Source organism: Alcaligenes sp. DN25 (assembly GCF_023674485.1).
GTDB lineage: Bacteria > Pseudomonadota > Gammaproteobacteria > Burkholderiales > Burkholderiaceae_B > Alcaligenes > Alcaligenes phenolicus.
This window is the reverse complement of the sequence record NZ_CP098408.1, coordinates 4,009,233-4,027,177: the sequence shown is the minus strand read 5'-3', so window position 1 is coordinate 4,027,177 and position 17,945 is coordinate 4,009,233. Positions and strand designations below refer to the sequence as shown.

Below are 17,945 nucleotides of genomic sequence, written 5' to 3'. Positions count from 1 at the left end.
ATCCTTTAACAGCCTGCTCTATATATAGAGGGTTCAGACGCTTTGTCGATTGCCAAGCGTTCACTAAATAGGCAAGCTATAACGCCGTTATAAGGATTTGCTTATTTGGGATTGACGTGCTCTTGTCTCTTGCCTGGCTACGCCTTTTTCTTCGATCTAGGATTGCGCTGTTTGTGCTGGTCGCACTGCTGGTTGTGGTGTGGCTGCCCTTGTCGGCGCCTGCCTTGCAGTTCGAGGTCAGCAAGATTCGCCAGACCGCCGTTTCCCGCTTTGGGGCCCGTGCCGGGACTGCCGTGGATCGGTGGATGGCCAATCTGGAGTCCGCCCGTGGTTTAAGCGAGCGTCGTCGGCTGGAGGCCGTCAATGATTTCTGGAATATGAATGTGATGGCTGGCGAGGACATTCATATTTGGGGCCAGCTGGACTATTGGGCCACGCCCATCGAGACTTTGGGCAAAGCGGCGGGTGACTGTGAGGACTTTGTCATCGGCAAGTATTTTTCCTTGTTGCACTTGGGTGTGCCCAATGAAAAACTGCGATTGATTTACGTGCGGGCTCAAGTAGGTGGGCAAAGCATTGCGCACATGGTTCTGGGCTACTATCCCACGCCCCAGGCCGAGCCTTTGCTGCTGGATAATTTAAGTGGCTCTATTCGCCCCGCCAGCCAGCGTCCTGATTTGACCCCTGTGTTCAGCTTCAATTCGCAAGGGGTGTATGTGGGTAATGCCCAGAAAGGTTCGGTGGACAGTATCAGCCGGTGGCGTGGTTTGTTGGAAAAAATGCGTAAGGAAGGTTTTGTTCCTTGATGATGTGCCGGCCCTTGGGCTAGAGCACCAAATGGAAACAGACCTCAGGACACCCTTGTCGGGTGGGCTAGACCAGAATTTATGGAATATACGGAAGCGCTATGTCTTTACTTAAACAGCTCCTGCTAAGTGTCTCGTGCGCGATTCTTGCTATCTTGATTGGCACGCTGTGGTTCAGCGTCGACTCGGCAAGGCAGTATTTAAGCAGTCAGTTGCAGGCGCAGGGTGAGTCGGCCGCGACTTCGCTGGCCTTGACCTTGTCCCAGCCCAGCAACCAGGACCCGGTGACGCAGGAGCTTTTGATTGCCGCCTTGTACGATACCGGGCAGTTTGAGCGTATCCGCTTTATTGACACCTCCGATACGGTCCTGGTGGAGCGTAGTGCTCAGCAAGAAACACAGATCAGCGGATCTTCGCCCGCGTGGTTCGCCAACTCTTTGCCGATTGATGTACCCGTGGCCTCGGCTCATGTCAGTAATGGCTGGAATCAGATTGGTACGATCGAAGTAAAACCTGCTGACGAGTACGCCCGCGCCAGTTTGTGGAAAAGCTTTGTGCGCGTCACCTTGTTGGTGCTGGGCGCCGGGGTTGCCTGGGGTGTGTTTGTATTGATGGTCATGGCCTGGTTGCGCCGGGCTTTGCGTGAACACGTCCAGTTCGAGCTGCAACAGATGGATCAAAGCGAGTCTGTACCCAGCCGCAAGAAAGTGCGCACGATCCCCGAGCTGGAAGCCGTCACGCATACCTTAAGCACGGTGCAAAAACGTATTCGTGTCAGCAGCCAGGAGCAAAATGCCCGAATCGAGCAGTTACAGCTGGAGTTGAACTGCGATCCGGTCACGGGCCTGGCCAATCGCAAGTACTTCGTGAATATGTTCCGTCAGGTGCTGCAACAGGAAGAGGGCGGCCATGTGCTGTTATTCCGTCAGCGGGACTTGCTGCCATTGAATACCTCCCTATCTCGTGACGCGGTGGATGCCTGGCTGAAGCTGGTGACTCAGCGTTGTACGGAGCTATTGCAGAAAAATGGCATGGACGCGGGCAATCTGGCGCGCTTGAATGGTTCTGATTTTATCGTGCTGCTCAAGGGCCAGATGGGTCCTCAAGTGATGGGCTTTGCCCAGGAACTGCGTACTGCCTTGCAGGAATTGCGCCAGCCTCTGCCCGATGGCAGTTTGTGCCGTTGGTCCATGGCGATGACGAACTATGAAGGTCAGGACTCGCTCAGCGCCGTGATGACGCGTTTGGACAATGCCTTGATGCGCGCCGAAGGGGCAGGGCATCAGGAAGTGGAATACCGTCCGTCTGAAGGGGTTCACTCCGAGGCGAGCTCTTCCATTGGTGAGCAGGAATGGCATTCACGTATTGAGCGTGGTCTGGAGCAAGGCCGGATTGAATTGAGTGTGAAGCCGGGCGTTGAAGTCTGGGGGCAAGCGGGCCAGATTCACGATGCAACCCTGAATTTGTTGCCCGAGCAACCGGGACAGGCCAGTTTGCCTGCCTATTTGTTCATTCCGGTGGCGGTGCGTCTGGGTCTGTCGGGGCAGTGTGACTTGCGTACGATGGAGCTGGCAAGCGACTGGTTAGCCGATAACGAGGGCAGTTTGAGTGTCCGTGTCTCCTGGGCATCGGTGATCAAGCCTGGATTTGCAGATCAGGTGGCTGAGGTTCTGGCCAAGGCCGGTGACAAGACGCGGCGTCTGATTATTGAACTGGATGCTTATTGCCTGAGTGAGCACGATGTGGAAACGGTTGCTTTCGTGGATAAATTGCGGCCCTTGGGTGTGCAATTTGGTCTGCGTCGTGTTCTGGAGCAGCCCGAATCGATTCTGTGGTTGCACATGATGGCACTCAAATATATTGTCCTGGACGATGAGCGCGCCCAGACGCTGCAGGCCGAGGTGGGTGGCCGACATTTGCTGACAGCGTTCCTGCAGAGCCTGCAGGAATTGGGGATAGGTTTGCGCCGGGTAACCCGAGGCAGCAATAGTGCCCAGCTGGACGAGCTGTTGCGTGAAAACGCCGTCGTGCCAAGGCCTTAGCAAATAAATCCTTGTTTTTCTGGGGTTTATTTGCTATTATATGTGGCTTACCTCTTTATTTTGACCGGAGAGGCTTAGTCGCCTATCCGGATTGAAGTTGGTAATACAACGTTTTGTCTCTCGCAAGATTTCAACCTAGGGTTCGGCTTGCCGGACCAGATCGAGATCGGGTTTACGGTATCGAACTGGCTGGATCCGAATCTGACGGGACCAAAACTGGTTGTGTGACCCAGTCATTTTGACTGGATCGTTGCAATTAAGTTGGAACAGGAAAAATCATGATTCAAATGCAGACCACGCTGGACGTGGCCGACAACACAGGTGCGCGTTCCGTAATGTGCATCAAGGTGCTGGGCGGCTCGAAGCGCCGTTATGCCGCAATTGGTGACATCATCAAAGTTACCGTTAAAGAAGCGGCCCCGCGCGGACGCGTCAAAAAAGGCGAAATCTACAACGCTGTAGTGGTTCGTACCGCTAAGGGCGTGCGCCGTAAAGACGGTTCGCTGATTCGTTTCGGTGGCAATGCCGCCGTATTGCTCAATGCCAAGCTGGAACCCATCGGCACCCGTATCTTCGGACCCGTTACGCGTGAACTGCGTACCGAGAAGTTCATGAAGATCGTGTCCTTGGCTCCCGAAGTGCTGTAAGGAGCGCGAAAAAATGCAAAAAATTCGTAAAGGCGACGAAGTTATTGTGCTGACCGGCCGTGATAAAAAACGCCGTGGCACAGTACTGCAACGCGTCGATGCAGACCACGTCATCGTGGAAGGCATCAACGTAGTCAAAAAACACGTTAAAGCCAATCCTATGGCTGGCACGCAGGGTGGTATCGTCGACAAGACCATGCCTATCCACATCTCGAACGTTGCACTGTTCAACCCGGAAACCGGCAAGGGCGACCGCGTTGGTATCCAGGTGATCGACGGTCAGAAGACGCGTGTTTATCGTTCCAGCGGCAAAGCCGTTGGCGCCAAGGCTTAAGGGGCGGATAACATGGCACGTTTACAAGAGTTCTACCGCGAAAAAGTGGTTGCCGATCTGCAAAAGCAGTTCGAGTACAAGAGCATTATGGAAGTACCCCGCATCACCAAGATCACTCTGAACATGGGTGTCTCGGAAGCGGTTGCTGACAAGAAGATTATCGAGAACGCGGTATCGGACATGACCAAAATTGCTGGTCAGAAGCCCGTTATCACGAAAACCCGCAAAGCTATTGCCGGTTTTAAGATTCGCGAAGATTACCCGATCGGTTGTATGGTGACCCTGCGCGGTCAACGCATGTACGAATTCCTGGATCGTCTGGTCGCTGTGGCTCTGCCACGCGTTCGTGACTTCCGTGGTGTGTCGGGTCGTGCGTTTGACGGCCGTGGCAACTACAACATGGGGGTTAAAGAGCAAATCATTTTCCCCGAAATCGAGTACGACAAAATCGACGCAGTGCGTGGTCTGAACATCAGCATCACTACTTCTGCCAAGACGGACGAAGAGGCCAAGGCGCTGCTTAGCGCGTTCAGCTTCCCGTTCCGCAACTAAGGGGCGCAACGTGGCTAAACTTTCCCTCATCAATCGCGACATCAAGCGCGCCAAGCTGGCTGAGAAATTCGCCGCCAAGCGTGCAGCACTGAAAGCGATCATTGACGACCAGTCCAAGTCTGACGAAGAGCGCTACGAAGCTCGTTTGCAGTTGCAACAATTGCCACGCAACGCGAACCCGACCCGTCAACGCAACCGCTGCGTTATCACCGGTCGCCCTCGTGGTGTTTTCAAGAAATTCGGTTTGACTCGCCATAAAGTGCGCGAAATGGCAATGCGCGGCGAGATCCCCGGTATGACCAAGGCCAGCTGGTAGGAGAAATACACATGAGCATGAGCGATCCAATCGCCGATATGTTGACCCGCGTGCGTAACGCGCAAATGGTCAACAAGACATCGGTCAGCATGCCCTCCTCGAAGCTGAAAGCAGCTATTGCTGCTGTGCTGAAAGACGAAGGCTACATCGAAGATTTCCGTATCGTTGGCGAAAAAGCCAAGCCAGAACTGGAAGTCACCCTGAAATACTATGCCGGCCAGCCAGTCATCGAGCGCATCGACCGCGTTTCGCGTCCTGGACTGCGCATCTACAAAGGCAGCACACACATCCCTCAAGTCATGAACGGCTTGGGTGTTGCTATCGTGTCCACGTCTCGCGGCGTGATGACCGATCGCAAAGCACGTGCAGCTGGCGTCGGTGGCGAAGTGCTGTGCTACGTGGCATAAGGAGAACATCATATGTCACGTATCGCTAAGTATCCCGTTTCCCTGCCTAAAGGCGTAGAAACGACCATTGCCGCTGATCAGATCACGGTCAAAGGCCCTCTGGGCACTTTGGTTCAAACTCTGACTGGCGACGTCACTATTGAACTTCAAGACGGTCAGCTGTCTTTTGTGCCTGCGAACGAAACTCGTCACGCAAACGCAATGTCCGGCACCGTGCGCCAACTGGTCAACAACATGGTTGTTGGCGTGAGCGCCGGTTTCGAACGCAAGCTGAGTCTGGTTGGCGTGGGCTTCCGTGCCTCCGTCCAGGGTAATGCCTTGAAGTTGCAACTGGGTTTCTCGCACGACATCGTGCACGACCTGCCTGAAGGCATCAAAGCCGAGTGCCCAACTCCGACGGAAGTCGTGATCAAGGGCTCGAACAAGCAGGTGGTTGGTCAGGTTGCCGCAGAAATTCGTGGCTATCGTCCACCAGAGCCTTACAAAGGCAAAGGTGTACGTTACGTCGGCGAACGCGTCATCCTCAAGGAAACCAAGAAGAAATAAGCCCGCAGGCAAGGACGAATCATGGACAAGAAACAATCCCGTATGCGTCGTGCAGTGGCTACTCGCCGCAAGATCGCCGAGCTGCGCGTACACCGCCTGTCGGTGCATCGCACGAATACGCATATTTACGCGAGCATCATCTCGCCCGAAGGCGACCGCGTTCTGGTCAGTGCTTCCACTGTCGAGACCGAAGTTCGCAAAGAATTGGCCGTTGGCAGCAACGTAGCGGCAGCCAGCCTGGTTGGCAAGCGCGTCGCCGAAAAGGCGAAGGCTGCGGGCATCGAGACGGTTGCTTTTGACCGCTCGGGCTTCCGTTACCATGGCCGCGTGAAAGCGCTGGCCGAGGCCGCGCGTGAAGCCGGCTTGAAATTCTAAAGGAATTATCAAATGGCTAAAGCACAAGGCAGACAGGCTCCAGAGCAAGAGCGCGATGACGGCCTGAAAGAAAAGATGATTGCGGTCAACCGCGTCAGCAAAGTCGTTAAAGGTGGTCGCACCATGAGCTTTGCTTCGCTGGCCGTGGTCGGTGATGGCGATGGTCGCATCGGCATGGGTAAGGGCAAGGCCCGCGAAGTACCCGTTGCTGTTCAGAAGGCAATGGAACAGGCCCGTCGTGGTCTGATCAAAGTGCCTCTGAAGAACGGCACCTTGCATCACACCGTAGTTGGTAAGCACGGTGCAGCCACCGTTCTGATCTCTCCCGCAGCTGAAGGTACTGGCGTTATCGCCGGTGGCCCAATGCGCGCTATCTTCGAAGTGATGGGCGTGCGCAACGTCGTAGCCAAGAGCCTGGGTTCCAGCAACCCATACAACATGGTTCGCGCTACATTGAACGGTTTGCGTGCTTGCTCGACACCTGCTGACATTGCTGCCAAGCGCGGCAAGACAGTTGAAGAAATTCTGGGGTAAGTCATGGCACAGAAACAAATCAAAGTTACGTTGGTGCGTTCGGTCATCGGCACAAAGCAAAGCCATCGCGACACCGTTCGCGGCCTGGGTCTGCGCCGAGTCAACACCAGCCGTGTATTGGTTGATACTCCTGAGGTTCGTGGGATGATCCGCAAGGTGGATTATCTGGTTACGGTCTCGGAAGCCTGAAAGGAATCGGGATGTCTGAATTGCAATTGAACAATCTCAAGCCCGCCGCTGGCGCCAAACACGCAGCACGTCGTGTTGGTCGCGGTGTCGGTTCCGGCTTGGGCAAAACCGGCGGACGTGGTCATAAAGGCCAGAAATCCCGCTCGGGTGGTTTTCATAAAGTCGGTTTCGAAGGCGGTCAAATGCCTTTGCAACGTCGTTTGCCCAAGCGTGGTTTCACCACCCTGGACGACCACCTGTACGCAGAAGTACGTCTGTCCGAACTGCAAAAAATGGATGCCGAAGTTATCGACGTCCAGGCACTGAAGCAGGCTGGCGTGGTTGGCCAAATGGTGCGTTACGCTAAAGTCATCAAGTCCGGTGAACTTTCCCGTAAAGTTGCGCTGAAAGGCATTAATGCAACGGCCGGCGCTCGCGCCGCGATCGAAGCAGCCGGCGGCTCGCTGGAATAAAAAGGGGTCACGGTGGCAAAAGCTCAGGCACAGAGTAAGTCGGGTCCGCGCTACGGCGATTTGAAACGTCGTCTCGTTTTCCTGTTGCTCGCCCTGATTGTCTACCGCTTGGGTACGCACATTCCGGTACCAGGCATCAATCCTGATGCCTTGTCCGAACTGTTTACTCAAAACCAGAGTGGTATTCTGGGTTTGTTTAATATGTTCTCCGGTGGTGCTTTAGAGCGATTCTCAGTGTTCGCACTGGGAATCATGCCCTACATCTCTGCGTCCATCATCATGCAATTGATGACCGCTGTGGTGCCCACGCTGGAAGCAATCAAGAAAGAGGGTGAGTCGGGTCGTCGCAAGATCACGCAATACACCCGTTACGGAACGGTCTTTTTGGCTTTGTTCCAGGGAGTTGGGATTTCCATCGCTCTAGAATCGCAGCCCGGTCTGGTTATCGACCCAGGGATGCTGTTTCGCTTCACGACAGTGGTAACACTGGTCACTGGCACCATGTTCGTCATGTGGCTGGGTGAACAAATCACTGAACGTGGATTGGGTAATGGTATTTCCATCCTGATCTTCGCCGGTATCGTAGCGGGTCTGCCTAATGCTTTGGGCGGTATGCTTGATCTGGTGCGTACGGATTCCATGTCGATTCTATCGGCACTGTTTATCCTCGTTTTAGTAGCCGCCGTCACGTACTTCGTCGTCTTTGTCGAGCGTGGTCAGCGTCGTATCACGGTCAACTACGCCAAACGGCAAGTAGGTAACCGTATCTATGGTGGTCAAAGCTCGCATTTGCCGCTGAAACTGAACATGGCTGGCGTGATCCCTCCGATCTTCGCTTCGTCCATCATTCTGTTGCCAGCGACAATTGCTAATTGGTTCTCCAGCACACCCGGTCTGGGTTGGTTGCGTGAAATCGAGGCTGCTTTGTCGCCGCGTCAGCCGCTTTACATTACTTTGTTCTCCGCGCTGATCATTTTGTTCTGCTTTTTCTACACGGCCCTGGTGTTCAACAGCCGCGAAACTGCAGACAACCTGAAAAAGAGTGGAGCCTTCGTACCAGGGATTCGTCCCGGTGATCAGACAGCGCGTTATATCGACAAGATCTTGATGCGTCTGACTTTGGCCGGTGCGATCTACATTACCTTGGTGTGTTTGGTACCAGAGTTCTTGCAAATGCGCTGGAATGTACCGTTCTATTTTGGCGGCACATCCTTGCTGATTATTGTTGTAGTAACCATGGACTTCATGGCGCAGGCCCAGGCCTATGTCATGTCACAACAATACGACTCGCTGCTCAAGAAGGCTAACTTCAAAGGCTCGAGCTTGCCGATGCGGTAATTCACGAAAATGGCAAAGGACGACGTCATTCAAATGCAGGGACAGGTTCTTGAGAACCTTCCCAACGCAACTTTTCGCGTCAAGCTGGAAAATGGTCACGTAGTGCTCGGATACATTTCAGGCAAAATGCGTATGCACTATATCCGGATTCTGCCGGGCGATAAGGTCACTGTGGAGCTCACGCCCTATGATCTATCCCGAGCACGAATTGTGTTCCGCTCCAAATAAGCGGCCGGTTACAGGAAACTAGGAGTCAAACCATGAAGGTAATGGCATCAGTAAAGCGGATCTGCCGCAACTGCAAAATCATTAAACGTCATGGCGTGGTGCGTGTCATCTGCACCGATCCACGTCATAAGCAGCGTCAAGGCTAAGTTGCCGAAACGCAACCGATTTAACAAGGAATAACCATGGCCCGTATTGCCGGCATTAACATCCCGCCGCATCAACACGCCGAAATCGGTCTTACCGCGATTTTCGGCATCGGTCGCACCCGCGCTCGCAAGATTTGCGAAGCATCGGGTATTGAATACTCCAAGAAGGTCAAAGATCTGACCGACGCGGAACTCGAGCGCATTCGCGAACAGATCGGCCTGTTCACCGTAGAAGGTGACCTGCGTCGTGAAGTTCAGCTCTCGATCAAGCGTTTGGCTGACTTGGGAACTTACCGTGGCATGCGTCATCGTCGCGGTCTGCCAGTGCGCGGCCAACGTACACGCACTAACGCTCGCACCCGTAAAGGTCCGCGTCGCGCCGCCGCGTCCCTGAAGAAATAATCGAGGAATAGAAGATGGCCAAAGCTTCTAGCAGCGCTTCACGCGCACGCAAGAAAGTCAAAAAAAGCGTGTCGGACGGGATTGCTCACGTCCACGCTTCTTTTAACAACACGATCATCACCATTACTGACCGTCAGGGCAACGCATTGTCCTGGGCTACGTCGGGTGGCGCGGGCTTTAAAGGCTCTCGTAAATCCACGCCGTTTGCCGCGCAGGTTGCCGCTGAAACAGCCGGCCGTACTGCCATGGAATACGGTATTAAAAATCTTGAAGTTCGCATCAAGGGCCCCGGTCCAGGCCGTGAATCGTCTGTGCGTGCTCTGAATGCTCTGGGTATCAAGATCACCAGCATTGCAGACATCACACCGGTTCCGCATAACGGCTGCCGTCCGCCCAAGCGTCGTCGCATCTAAGGGGAAGCGAAGTGGCTCGTTATATTGGACCAAAATGCAAGCTCTCGCGTCGCGAGGGTACCGATCTGTTTTTGAAGAGCGCCCGTCGCTCGCTGGATTCCAAGTGCAAACTGGAATCGCGTCCTGGTCAGCACGGCCGCACCTCCGGTGCTCGTACGTCTGACTTCGGTCTGCAGCTGCGCGAAAAGCAAAAGCTCAAGCGTATGTACGGCGTGCTGGAAAAGCAGTTCCGCAAGTACTACGTTGAAGCTGACCGCCGTCGTGGCAACACCGGTGAAACGCTGATTCAATTGCTGGAATCGCGTCTGGACAACGTGGTTTACCGCATGGGCTTTGGCTCTACACGTGCAGAAGCACGTCAGCTGGTGAACCACCGTGCAATCGAAGTCAATGGTCACACCGCTGACATCGCTTCCATGCTGATCAAGGCTGGTGACGTTGTTTCCGTGCGCGAAAAAGCTAAATCCCAAGGCCGTATCAAGGAATCCCTGGATCTGGCTACGGGCATTGGCTTGCCTCAGTGGGTAGAAGTTGACACCGCCAAGCTGTCCGGCGTGTTCAAGCAAGCTCCTGATCGCGCTGATGTCGCTCAAGACATCAACGAATCGCTGGTTGTTGAGTTGTACTCGCGTTAATTTTGTACGCGAAGACCTCTTACGCAATGCAGTAATCGCAGGCCCACTTCCCGATTTTCGGCAAGTGGGCTTTGCGATACTATCCCGCTGGCTTTGCCAGTTTCCGTCAGCCTTATCGGTGTAACGAGCCGAGGGTATTGAAAAGGAAATCGAATGTCTCAAGGTTTTTTGAAACCCCGTTCCATCGAAGTTGAACCGATCAGCAAAAATCACGCCAAGGTGATCATGGAGCCTTTCGAGCGCGGCTACGGCCACACTCTGGGCAACGCACTGCGTCGTATCTTGCTGTCCTCCATGACCGGCTATGCACCCACTGAAGTGCAGATTACCGGTGTGGTGCACGAGTATTCCACGCTGCCAGGCGTGGGCGAGGACGTGGTTGATATCTTGATGAACCTGAAGGGCGTGGTCTTCAAGCTGCACAGCCGTGAAGAAGTTACCCTGATCCTGCGCAAGGAAGGCGCCGGCCAAGTTCTGGCCAGCGACATCGAATTGCCGCACGACGTTGAAATCATCAACCCCAATCATGTGATTGCCACCCTGACCGACGACGGCAAGCTGGAAATGCAAATCAAGGTTGAGCAAGGCCGTGGCTACGTTCCTGGTAACGTGCGCGCCCTGGCTGATGATCGCACCCACACGATCGGTCGTATCGTGCTGGACGCCTCCTACAGCCCAGTGCGTCGTGTTAGCTACGCGGTCGAAAACGCCCGTGTGGAACAGCGTACTGACCTGGACAAGCTTGTTCTGGACATTGAAACCAACGGCGTGATCTCGCCCGAGGAAGCCGTGCGCCAGTCCGCTCGCATCCTGATGGATCAAATCTCTGTGTTTGCTGCTCTGGAAGGTGTGGGCGATGCCTACGAAGCTCCAGTGCGTGGCGCTCCACAGATCGATCCTGTGTTGCTGCGTCCTGTCGACGATCTGGAACTGACGGTTCGTTCCGCAAACTGCCTGAAAGCCGAAAATATCTACTACATCGGCGATCTGATCCAGCGTACCGAAAACGAACTGTTGAAGACTCCAAACCTGGGTCGCAAGTCCTTGAACGAAATCAAGGAAGTGTTGGCTGCACGTGGCCTGACTTTGGGCATGAAGCTCGAAAACTGGCCACCACTGGGTCTTGAGCGTCCATAAGTAGTAAGCAAGACAGACGTACTTAGACGCCGCTTACACTTTTTCTGGTGTTGTACACCTGCAAAAAGTGTAGGTGGCGGCTGAAAATGTGCTATTGTTTTGCGCTGTCCATCTGGTCCGCAGCTTAGCTGATAGAAGAACCGGATTTACGCATGTCGCATAAGCGGCGTGCCAATTAGATTCATTATTTAGGAAAATCATCATGCGTCACCGTCACGGTCTACGTAAACTGAATCGTACCAGCAGCCACCGTTTGGCCATGTTCCGCAACATGTCCGTGTCCCTGCTGACTCACGAAGCCATCAAAACCACCCTGCCTAAAGCTAAAGAGCTGCGCCGCGTGGTTGAGCCTCTGATCACTTTGGCTAAAAACCCAACCTTGGCAAACCGTCGTCTGGCTTTCGCCCGTCTGCGCGACCGCGATGCAGTGACCAAGCTGTTTGAAGTTTTCGGCCCACGTTACCAAGAGCGTAACGGCGGCTACACCCGCATCCTGAAAATGGGTTTCCGTCAGGGTGACAATGCTCCTATGGCATTCATGGAGCTGGTGGATCGTCCAGAAGTTCAGGAAGAAGCCGCTGCTGAATAAGCGCCGCTTGTTTCTACAGTAGTATTGAAAACGGACTCTCAGGAGTCCGTTTTTTTATTGGCGGCGCGGGGTTTTGTTCATCACGGGCTGGGCGTTTTTGGGAAGGCCTTAACCTTGTTGCTGCTGTTGCTGCTGGCCTTGTTTCCCACCTTCGTTTTGCTTTTGCCCCAGGCTTAGTGCCAAGCCTACCCATCATATAAGTCCAAGCGTGGGCTTGAGCCAGAGCGTGGACTCCGTTTCAGTACAGTGTGAAGGTGTAAAGCAGGGTTCATTGACCGAAAAACAGTTTTGAAAACGCGACAAGCCGCTGTTATATAAGGGTTTTTGATAGGTTGGGTGGCCTGTAGAGCTTTAAAGTTCAAATAATTGCAGGCAATTGATAAAACCGGCAGTGATCCGATAGTGGGCCGTAAAGCCAATCCCTAAAATCTGCGCTATGTCAGCTTCGCCATGGTGGTGAGCTGTAAAGAACAACGATTTTCAGGAGACTGGCGATGGCACAGAATACATTGCTCACACACGATAAGTTTCTGCTGGGAACCTTTGCTACCAACTGCGGTGGTGGCATGACGGTATCGACCTTGCCCGATCGCTGGCAGGCTACGTGGGAAAACAATCTGAAGTTGGGCAAGCTGCTGGACGATGCTGGGATCGACTTCATGCTGCCTATCGCCCGTTGGATTGGTTACGGTGGCGAAACCGATTTCCACGGCTATGTACTGGAAACTGTCACCTGGGCGACGGCCTTGCTGGCCAATACTCGCAATATCAGCGTGTTTGCCACTGTGCACACCGTTGCGAACCACCCCGTTGTGATCGCCAAGCAGATCGCCACTATGGCGCAGATGAGCGGCAACCGTGTCGGTCTGAATATTGTGGCTGGCTGGAACAAGCCCGAGTACGACGCTTTGGGTGTGAAGTTGCCTGATGATCACGAAACCCGCTATGGCTATGCACAAGAGTGGTTCGATTTGATCAAGAAGATCTGGCACCAAGACGGTCGCTTCGATTGGGATGGCAAGTACTTTCAGGCCAAAGGCGTCTACGGCAACCCCCGCCCTGAATTTGATCCGCCTATCTTTAACGCGGCTGGTTCCGGTCAGGGCCGCGAGTTCGCCAGCCGCAACGCGAACTTCCTGTTCACGCCTGCCATGGAGTTGGAGCGCTCCAGAAAGGAAGTGGCTGCACTCAAGGCACAAGGCCAAGCGCAAGGCCGCAAGGTTGATGTGATGACCTTCTCGCACGTGGTGTGCCGCCCGACGCAAGCCGAGGCCAAGGCCGAGTGGGAACGCATCATGGCCAATATCGACAATGGTGCCGTGGATAACCTGATGAATTTGCAGTTTGCCCACGCCCATTCCTTCCCGCACGAGCTGCTGGAGCAGATTCGCGAGCGTATGGCCGCGGGCCATGGTGGCTTCCCGCTGGTGGGTACGCCCGAGCAAGTGGCTGACGGTTTGTGTGCGTTGCACGAAGCCGGTTTCCGGGGAACAACCTTGTCCTTTGTGGACTATGTAAAGGAATTTCCTTATTTCCGTGATACTGTGCTGCCTTTGTTGCAGCAGCGTGGCATTCGCTAAGAGCGATTTTCTGGCTATCGGGCAGGCTTGGGTTTGCTCTGGGGGATAGCCAGTTCACGTACGCCACGCAGGCAGCACCGTCCTGATGACTGTGCTGCCCATAAGATTAAAAAAGGGTGAATCATGCCTGTGGAATTGGCTTCCTTGCCGACAGACCAAGCGCTGCACGCGCCTGGAGTTTCTGCCGAGCAGTTCAAACTTGCTATGCGCCATCTGGGTGGCACGGCCAATGTGATTACGGTCGAACACCAGGGCCAGCGTAGCGGCCTGACGGCAACGTCGGTCACCTCGGTAGCCGCAGATCCGGCAGAGGTACTGGTCTGTGTGAATCAAAGCTCCTCGTCCTGGCCTTTAATGCGTGACAGTGGCCTGTTCGGTGTGAATATTCTGGGTGTCGAGCAGGCAGGCATGGCTTTGCAGTTTGCCGGTTTCAAAGGCGAGCAAGGGGATGCGCGTTATGCCGGACATGATTGGCTGCGTACCGAGCACGGTATCTGGTTGGCACGACAAGCTCCTGCCGCTTTGGCCTGCCAGATCGTGGAAGTAATTGAACGTCATAGCCATGCTTTGGTATTGGGCCGTGTCTTGCAGGTGCACCATGCCGAGCAGGCACAGGATTCGCCTTTGCTGTATTGGCAGGGACGTTTTGGCCGCTTTCAGGGCCAGTAAATCGTCGGGATCGCTGTCTCTGTCTTGGCACCTTAGCCGGGCCTAGGGATAGTCTCGATGTTGCAGTGCAAGAGGCTGTGCCACACTAAGGCACAGCTTTTTTTATCGCTTGTTGCGACGCTCATGACCACCATACTGAATCGCTATGCCCAGCTGCATTCGCAGGATGTGGACTGCGTTCAGCACTATATCTCCCAGGTTTTCTGCCCGCATAGTCTGACCCTGGCGGATACTCGTCAGCGTCTGAATGCACGCTTGTATCTACGCCAAGGCCAGGATGTGGCCTATGGTCGTTTGCGCTATGGCGCGCAGGTGCAGATTCAGCCCCAGCCACTGGACGACTTCTATCTCTTGCAAATCCCTCTGTCGGGACAAGAGCAGATTCATACGGCGCACGGACGTTTCGCGTCTACCTCGCGTCTGGCTTCCATCATCAGCCCGACTCAAGACTTCAGCATGGAACATAGTCTGGAGGCCGATAAGCTGTTTGTGCGTATTGGACGCCAAGGGCTGGAGCGTCACTATCAGGATTATTTTGCGCAGCCTGTACGCGGCCCCTTGGAGTTTCAGCCTTCCATTCCTTTGGATGCGCCTGGCGGAGCCAGTTTGCGCCGCTTGCTGGATTGGCAGTTTGCCGAAGTGTCGGACGGCTCTTTGTTTGATCAGCCCCGTCAGGTACGCCAATTCGAGCAGACCCTGATTTATGCCTTGTTCGAGCTGCACCAGCACAATCAGCCCGCCCATAAGACCGCGGCAGCCTTGCCGCATGTTTTGCGACGTGCCCTGGATTTCATGGAAAGTCAGACCGGCCAGCCCATCACGATTGGCGATATAGCCCAAGCGGCAGGTGTTAGTGTGCGCAGTCTGTATGCGGGGTTCCGGGAACATTTGGGTGTCGCACCGATGGCGCGTCTAAAGCAGATGCGTCTGGAAGCGGCCCGCCGATATTTGCAAGAAGGTGGCATGTCAGTCACCGAGGTGGCCCTGGCCTGTGGCTTTACCCACCTGGGACAGTTCTCTGCTGATTATCGCTATCGCTATGGCGAGCGCCCCTCTGAAACATTAAGCGGCCTGACTCGACCTCGGTCCAGCATCTAAGAGCCGGCATCCGGCGCTACACTAAGGGCTTGATTAGGAGCCCTGCATGTCCTCTGAGAATTCCTCCAGTTCCAAACCTAAACTGGCCTTGACCTTGCCCGATCTGGATGCACAGCAATTGGTGCTGGTGCAGACGACGGTGCCCGATATGATGCTGGCCAAATACCTGGCTCATCACCTGGTTGAAGATGGAATTGCCGCTTGTGCGAACCTTGCGCCCGCCAGTTTGTCTATGTACATGTGGCAAGGGGAGTTACAGGGTGATGAGGAAATCACGCTGACTTTCAAAACCACAGTGGCCCGGCTACCGGAACTGGCAGATCGCTTGCGAGAGCAGCATCCTTACGAACTGCCTGAATTGATTGTGCTTCCGGTTGTTGGTGGTTTCACCGCTTATCTGGATTGGGTCCGCACCCAGACGCGTCCAGCGTGATCTCAGATAGCCCAGCCTAAAAAACCGGAATAGATTTGTGCCTTTGTCTTTGAAGCGTTCTCCGTTTTCTGCCCAGCGTCTTGGCGCGTGGTTTGCTGTTTTCTTTGTCCTGATGCTGGCCTGGCTGGCAACGCCATTGACGGCGCAGGCAGAAGAAGAGTTTCTGGACCCGGAACAGGCTTTTGTACTGACCGCGGCCATGAGCCAGCCCGATCAGCTGGATATCCATTTCCAGATTGCGCCTGAATACTATATGTATCGCAAGCGCTTCGGGATCTCGACCGAGAAGGCCGAGCATTTGGGTACTCCCCAGCTTCCCGATGGCGAAAAGGTGTACGACCCTACCTTTGACGAAGTCATGGAGGTCTACCGCAACTCGGTCACTCTGCGAGTGCCTGTTCTGGCCGATAGCGGTACGGGCCAGGATCTGAAAATTGATGTAGTCAGCCAGGGTTGTGCCGATGCTGGCCTGTGCTATTCCCCCTCTACGCAAACCTTGACCCTGATCCCCACCGGACAGGGCTGGGAAGTGGCAGGCCCCTTCGGTGTGGTGTCGGTGCCTGCGCCGGGTGAAGGCTCGGGTCAGAAAACAGACACCGCAGGCACAACTTCCACCGCCACCGCTGCCAGCACAGGTGATGTAGCGTCGGCATTGAGTTTGAGTGATGTGGGCCTGGCGGATTACCTCAAGCAAGCTGGTTGGGGCCAGATTGTGCTGCTGAGCTTTGTGTTCGGCTTGCTGCTGTCCTTTACACCTTGCGTCTTGCCGATGGTGCCGATTTTGCTGTCCATCATTGCGGGCCGTAATCAGCCTGCGCCATCGCGCTGGCATGGTTTGAAAATGGCTTTTGCCTTTGTGCTGGGCTTGTCTCTGGTCTACACCTTGCTGGGTGTGGCGGCAGGTTTGCTGGGCGCAGGCTTGGCAAGCTGGTTGCAGAACCCGTGGGTTTTGGGCTTGTTCGCCCTGATCCTGGTGGTGCTGGCCTTGTCCATGCTGGATGTGTTTACGGTTCAGGCCCCGGCAGCGCTGCAAAATCGCCTGAATGAAACCATGAACCGTTTGCCGGGCGGGCAGATGGGTGGCGTGTTCCTGATGGGCATGCTGTCTGCGCTGATCGTCGGCCCTTGCGTAGCAGCGCCTTTGGCGGGTGTGCTGCTGTTTATCTCGCAGACGGGTGATGTGGTCCTGGGCGGCTCGGCTCTGTTCGCCTTGGCCTGGGGGTCGGGCGTGTTGCTGCTGATTGTGGGCGCGGGTTCTGGCAGTGTGTTGCCCAAGGCCGGTGCCTGGATGGAAAGTGTCAAAACCGCATTTGGTGTCTTGCTGTTGGCTACGGCCTGGTGGATGGTATCGCCCTTGATGTCTGGCACGATCGCGGTCTTTGGCTGGGTCGTTTTGGCTTTGTGGGCCGCGGCCTTGTTGGGTGCATTTGGGCGCGGTACGGCAGCGCGCACACCTTGGTCGGGTTTGCGCCAGGGCGTAGGCATGATGCTGGCGGTCTGGGCCATCATGATGATGATCAGTATTGCCCTGGGTCGTCCTAGCGTGATTCGTCCACTGGAAGGGCTGAAATCGTCCGGTACGGTGGCAGCCGCTCAAGGCAAAGTGGAGTTCCAGCGCGTACTCACCTTGCAGGAGCTGGAAGAACGTCTGGCCAAGACCACCCGCCCCGTCATGCTGGATTTCTACGCAGACTGGTGTGTGTCCTGCATTGAAATGGAGAATTTCACGTTCAGTGATCCTGCGGTTGCACAGCGTATGGCACAGTTTGATTTGCTGCAGGTGGATGTGACAGCCAACACTCCCGAGGACAGGGAGTTGCTGAAACATTTCCGCCTGTTTGGCCCTCCCGGCATCATGTTTTTCGATTCCAAGGGCAAACAGCTGGAACAATTGCGCGTGATCGGTTTTCAGGATGCCAGTCGCTTTTCCAAGGTGCTGGATGAGGTTCTGGCCGGTGCCTGAAGTTCCTGATTTGCCCCGAATAGGGCTTATCAGGGCTTAACAGACGACAGATCGTCGCGTACACACAACAAAAAACGCAGCTCACAGGCTGCGTTTTTTGCGTTCTGATTGATG

The 17,945-nt window shown here is 54.9% G+C and carries 25 protein-coding genes; all 25 read left to right on the top strand.

Translation table 11 applies throughout. From position 1 onward, the window contains the following. The first annotated feature begins 173 nt into the window (after positions 1 to 173). The 25 genes from NBV64_RS18585 to dsbD all read left to right on the top strand — a co-directional run bounded on the left by NBV64_RS18585 (position 174) and on the right by dsbD (position 17,831). Positions 174 to 806 carry a transglutaminase-like cysteine peptidase gene (locus NBV64_RS18585; protein ID WP_250756314.1) on the top strand — a complete coding sequence of 211 codons (633 nt, stop codon included), beginning with the start codon at positions 174 to 176 and terminating at the stop codon, positions 804 to 806. Positions 807 to 907: 101 nt separating this feature from the next. After that, positions 908 to 2,848, top strand: coding sequence for a bifunctional diguanylate cyclase/phosphodiesterase (locus NBV64_RS18580; protein ID WP_031232581.1), 1,941 nt, complete (start codon positions 908 to 910; stop codon positions 2,846 to 2,848). Between the two features lie 278 nt (positions 2,849 to 3,126). After that, the gene (gene rplN, locus NBV64_RS18575) at positions 3,127 to 3,495 is read left to right on the top strand and encodes a 50S ribosomal protein L14 (protein WP_003805375.1); all 369 of its coding nucleotides are present in this window, start codon (positions 3,127 to 3,129) and stop codon (positions 3,493 to 3,495) included. A 13-nt stretch (positions 3,496 to 3,508) separates the two neighbouring features. Then, a complete protein-coding gene (gene rplX / locus NBV64_RS18570; protein ID WP_003805373.1) occupies positions 3,509 to 3,829 on the top strand; it encodes a 50S ribosomal protein L24 in 321 nt (106 codons plus the stop codon). 12 nt (positions 3,830 to 3,841) lie between these two features. Then, positions 3,842 to 4,381 (top strand): 50S ribosomal protein L5, encoded by a 540-nt coding sequence (rplE, locus tag NBV64_RS18565; RefSeq protein ID WP_009459981.1) that lies wholly within the window; start codon positions 3,842 to 3,844, stop codon positions 4,379 to 4,381. Positions 4,382 to 4,391: 10 nt separating this feature from the next. Next, entirely contained in the window at positions 4,392 to 4,697 is a 306-nt protein-coding gene (gene rpsN / locus NBV64_RS18560; protein WP_003805371.1) for a 30S ribosomal protein S14, read from the top strand. 11 nt (positions 4,698 to 4,708) lie between these two features. Beyond that, positions 4,709 to 5,104 carry a 30S ribosomal protein S8 gene (gene rpsH, locus NBV64_RS18555; RefSeq protein ID WP_009459979.1) on the top strand — a complete coding sequence of 132 codons (396 nt, stop codon included), beginning with the start codon at positions 4,709 to 4,711 and terminating at the stop codon, positions 5,102 to 5,104. 12 nt (positions 5,105 to 5,116) lie between these two features. Next, positions 5,117 to 5,650, top strand: a complete 534-nt coding sequence (gene rplF, locus NBV64_RS18550) for a 50S ribosomal protein L6 (protein ID WP_009459978.1) — start codon at positions 5,117 to 5,119, stop codon at positions 5,648 to 5,650. 21 nt (positions 5,651 to 5,671) lie between these two features. Beyond that, a complete protein-coding gene (gene rplR, locus NBV64_RS18545) occupies positions 5,672 to 6,025 on the top strand; it encodes a 50S ribosomal protein L18 (RefSeq protein ID WP_009459977.1) in 354 nt (117 codons plus the stop codon). Between the two features lie 12 nt (positions 6,026 to 6,037). After that, positions 6,038 to 6,559, top strand: coding sequence for a 30S ribosomal protein S5 (gene rpsE, locus NBV64_RS18540; RefSeq protein WP_003805367.1), 522 nt, complete (start codon positions 6,038 to 6,040; stop codon positions 6,557 to 6,559). 3 nt (positions 6,560 to 6,562) lie between these two features. Beyond that, complete coding sequence (gene rpmD / locus NBV64_RS18535; RefSeq protein WP_003805366.1) at positions 6,563 to 6,748, top strand: 50S ribosomal protein L30; 186 nt, start codon at positions 6,563 to 6,565, stop codon at positions 6,746 to 6,748. An 11-nt stretch (positions 6,749 to 6,759) separates the two neighbouring features. Next, positions 6,760 to 7,200 carry a 50S ribosomal protein L15 gene (rplO, locus tag NBV64_RS18530; RefSeq protein WP_022983333.1) on the top strand — a complete coding sequence of 147 codons (441 nt, stop codon included), beginning with the start codon at positions 6,760 to 6,762 and terminating at the stop codon, positions 7,198 to 7,200. Between the two features lie 12 nt (positions 7,201 to 7,212). Beyond that, positions 7,213 to 8,538: a preprotein translocase subunit SecY gene (secY, locus tag NBV64_RS18525; RefSeq protein ID WP_003805363.1), complete on the top strand. Its 1,326-nt coding sequence runs from the start codon at positions 7,213 to 7,215 to the stop codon at positions 8,536 to 8,538. 9 nt (positions 8,539 to 8,547) lie between these two features. Then, positions 8,548 to 8,766, top strand: coding sequence for a translation initiation factor IF-1 (gene infA, locus NBV64_RS18520; RefSeq protein WP_003805361.1), 219 nt, complete (start codon positions 8,548 to 8,550; stop codon positions 8,764 to 8,766). Between the two features lie 32 nt (positions 8,767 to 8,798). Beyond that, positions 8,799 to 8,912 carry a 50S ribosomal protein L36 gene (gene rpmJ, locus NBV64_RS18515; RefSeq protein WP_003805360.1) on the top strand — a complete coding sequence of 38 codons (114 nt, stop codon included), beginning with the start codon at positions 8,799 to 8,801 and terminating at the stop codon, positions 8,910 to 8,912. Positions 8,913 to 8,948: 36 nt separating this feature from the next. Then, complete coding sequence (gene rpsM, locus NBV64_RS18510; RefSeq protein ID WP_003805346.1) at positions 8,949 to 9,314, top strand: 30S ribosomal protein S13; 366 nt, start codon at positions 8,949 to 8,951, stop codon at positions 9,312 to 9,314. 14 nt (positions 9,315 to 9,328) lie between these two features. Further along, on the top strand, positions 9,329 to 9,727 hold the full coding sequence (gene rpsK, locus NBV64_RS18505; protein WP_003805343.1) for a 30S ribosomal protein S11: 399 nt from the start codon (positions 9,329 to 9,331) through the stop codon (positions 9,725 to 9,727). Positions 9,728 to 9,738: 11 nt separating this feature from the next. After that, complete coding sequence (rpsD, locus tag NBV64_RS18500; RefSeq protein ID WP_009459976.1) at positions 9,739 to 10,362, top strand: 30S ribosomal protein S4; 624 nt, start codon at positions 9,739 to 9,741, stop codon at positions 10,360 to 10,362. A 153-nt stretch (positions 10,363 to 10,515) separates the two neighbouring features. Next, positions 10,516 to 11,499, top strand: a complete 984-nt coding sequence (locus tag NBV64_RS18495) for a DNA-directed RNA polymerase subunit alpha (RefSeq protein WP_003805337.1) — start codon at positions 10,516 to 10,518, stop codon at positions 11,497 to 11,499. 202 nt (positions 11,500 to 11,701) lie between these two features. Next, positions 11,702 to 12,088, top strand: coding sequence for a 50S ribosomal protein L17 (rplQ, locus tag NBV64_RS18490; protein ID WP_003805334.1), 387 nt, complete (start codon positions 11,702 to 11,704; stop codon positions 12,086 to 12,088). A gap of 494 nt (positions 12,089 to 12,582) precedes the next feature. After that, positions 12,583 to 13,668, top strand: coding sequence for an LLM class flavin-dependent oxidoreductase (locus tag NBV64_RS18485; protein WP_250756313.1), 1,086 nt, complete (start codon positions 12,583 to 12,585; stop codon positions 13,666 to 13,668). A 123-nt stretch (positions 13,669 to 13,791) separates the two neighbouring features. After that, positions 13,792 to 14,337 (top strand): flavin reductase family protein, encoded by a 546-nt coding sequence (locus tag NBV64_RS18480; RefSeq protein WP_009459970.1) that lies wholly within the window; start codon positions 13,792 to 13,794, stop codon positions 14,335 to 14,337. Positions 14,338 to 14,460: 123 nt separating this feature from the next. Further along, complete coding sequence (locus tag NBV64_RS18475; RefSeq protein WP_250756312.1) at positions 14,461 to 15,435, top strand: AraC family transcriptional regulator; 975 nt, start codon at positions 14,461 to 14,463, stop codon at positions 15,433 to 15,435. A gap of 46 nt (positions 15,436 to 15,481) precedes the next feature. Continuing rightward, positions 15,482 to 15,868: a divalent-cation tolerance protein CutA gene (gene cutA, locus NBV64_RS18470; RefSeq protein WP_009459966.1), complete on the top strand. Its 387-nt coding sequence runs from the start codon at positions 15,482 to 15,484 to the stop codon at positions 15,866 to 15,868. A gap of 37 nt (positions 15,869 to 15,905) precedes the next feature. Beyond that, on the top strand, positions 15,906 to 17,831 hold the full coding sequence (gene dsbD, locus NBV64_RS18465) for a protein-disulfide reductase DsbD (RefSeq protein WP_250756311.1): 1,926 nt from the start codon (positions 15,906 to 15,908) through the stop codon (positions 17,829 to 17,831). The last annotated feature ends 114 nt before the right edge of the window (positions 17,832 to 17,945 follow it).

What these genes read in the sequence shown, in the direction of transcription:
- NBV64_RS18580 (WP_031232581.1), top strand. Translation starts at nt 908, where the DNA reads ATGTCTTTACTTAAACAGCTCCTGCTAAGTGTCTCGTGCGCGATTCTT.
- rplN (WP_003805375.1), top strand. Translation starts at nt 3,127, where the DNA reads ATGATTCAAATGCAGACCACGCTGGACGTGGCCGACAACACAGGTGCG.
- rplX (WP_003805373.1), top strand. Translation starts at nt 3,509, where the DNA reads ATGCAAAAAATTCGTAAAGGCGACGAAGTTATTGTGCTGACCGGCCGT.
- rplE (WP_009459981.1), top strand. Translation starts at nt 3,842, where the DNA reads ATGGCACGTTTACAAGAGTTCTACCGCGAAAAAGTGGTTGCCGATCTG.
- rpsH (WP_009459979.1), top strand. Translation starts at nt 4,709, where the DNA reads ATGAGCATGAGCGATCCAATCGCCGATATGTTGACCCGCGTGCGTAAC.
- rplF (WP_009459978.1), top strand. Translation starts at nt 5,117, where the DNA reads ATGTCACGTATCGCTAAGTATCCCGTTTCCCTGCCTAAAGGCGTAGAA.
- rplR (WP_009459977.1), top strand. Translation starts at nt 5,672, where the DNA reads ATGGACAAGAAACAATCCCGTATGCGTCGTGCAGTGGCTACTCGCCGC.
- rpsE (WP_003805367.1), top strand. Translation starts at nt 6,038, where the DNA reads ATGGCTAAAGCACAAGGCAGACAGGCTCCAGAGCAAGAGCGCGATGAC.
- rpmD (WP_003805366.1), top strand. Translation starts at nt 6,563, where the DNA reads ATGGCACAGAAACAAATCAAAGTTACGTTGGTGCGTTCGGTCATCGGC.
- rplO (WP_022983333.1), top strand. Translation starts at nt 6,760, where the DNA reads ATGTCTGAATTGCAATTGAACAATCTCAAGCCCGCCGCTGGCGCCAAA.
- infA (WP_003805361.1), top strand. Translation starts at nt 8,548, where the DNA reads ATGGCAAAGGACGACGTCATTCAAATGCAGGGACAGGTTCTTGAGAAC.
- rpmJ (WP_003805360.1), top strand. Translation starts at nt 8,799, where the DNA reads ATGAAGGTAATGGCATCAGTAAAGCGGATCTGCCGCAACTGCAAAATC.
- rpsM (WP_003805346.1), top strand. Translation starts at nt 8,949, where the DNA reads ATGGCCCGTATTGCCGGCATTAACATCCCGCCGCATCAACACGCCGAA.
- rpsK (WP_003805343.1), top strand. Translation starts at nt 9,329, where the DNA reads ATGGCCAAAGCTTCTAGCAGCGCTTCACGCGCACGCAAGAAAGTCAAA.
- NBV64_RS18495 (WP_003805337.1), top strand. Translation starts at nt 10,516, where the DNA reads ATGTCTCAAGGTTTTTTGAAACCCCGTTCCATCGAAGTTGAACCGATC.
- rplQ (WP_003805334.1), top strand. Translation starts at nt 11,702, where the DNA reads ATGCGTCACCGTCACGGTCTACGTAAACTGAATCGTACCAGCAGCCAC.
- NBV64_RS18485 (WP_250756313.1), top strand. Translation starts at nt 12,583, where the DNA reads ATGGCACAGAATACATTGCTCACACACGATAAGTTTCTGCTGGGAACC.
- NBV64_RS18480 (WP_009459970.1), top strand. Translation starts at nt 13,792, where the DNA reads ATGCCTGTGGAATTGGCTTCCTTGCCGACAGACCAAGCGCTGCACGCG.
- NBV64_RS18475 (WP_250756312.1), top strand. Translation starts at nt 14,461, where the DNA reads ATGACCACCATACTGAATCGCTATGCCCAGCTGCATTCGCAGGATGTG.
- cutA (WP_009459966.1), top strand. Translation starts at nt 15,482, where the DNA reads ATGTCCTCTGAGAATTCCTCCAGTTCCAAACCTAAACTGGCCTTGACC.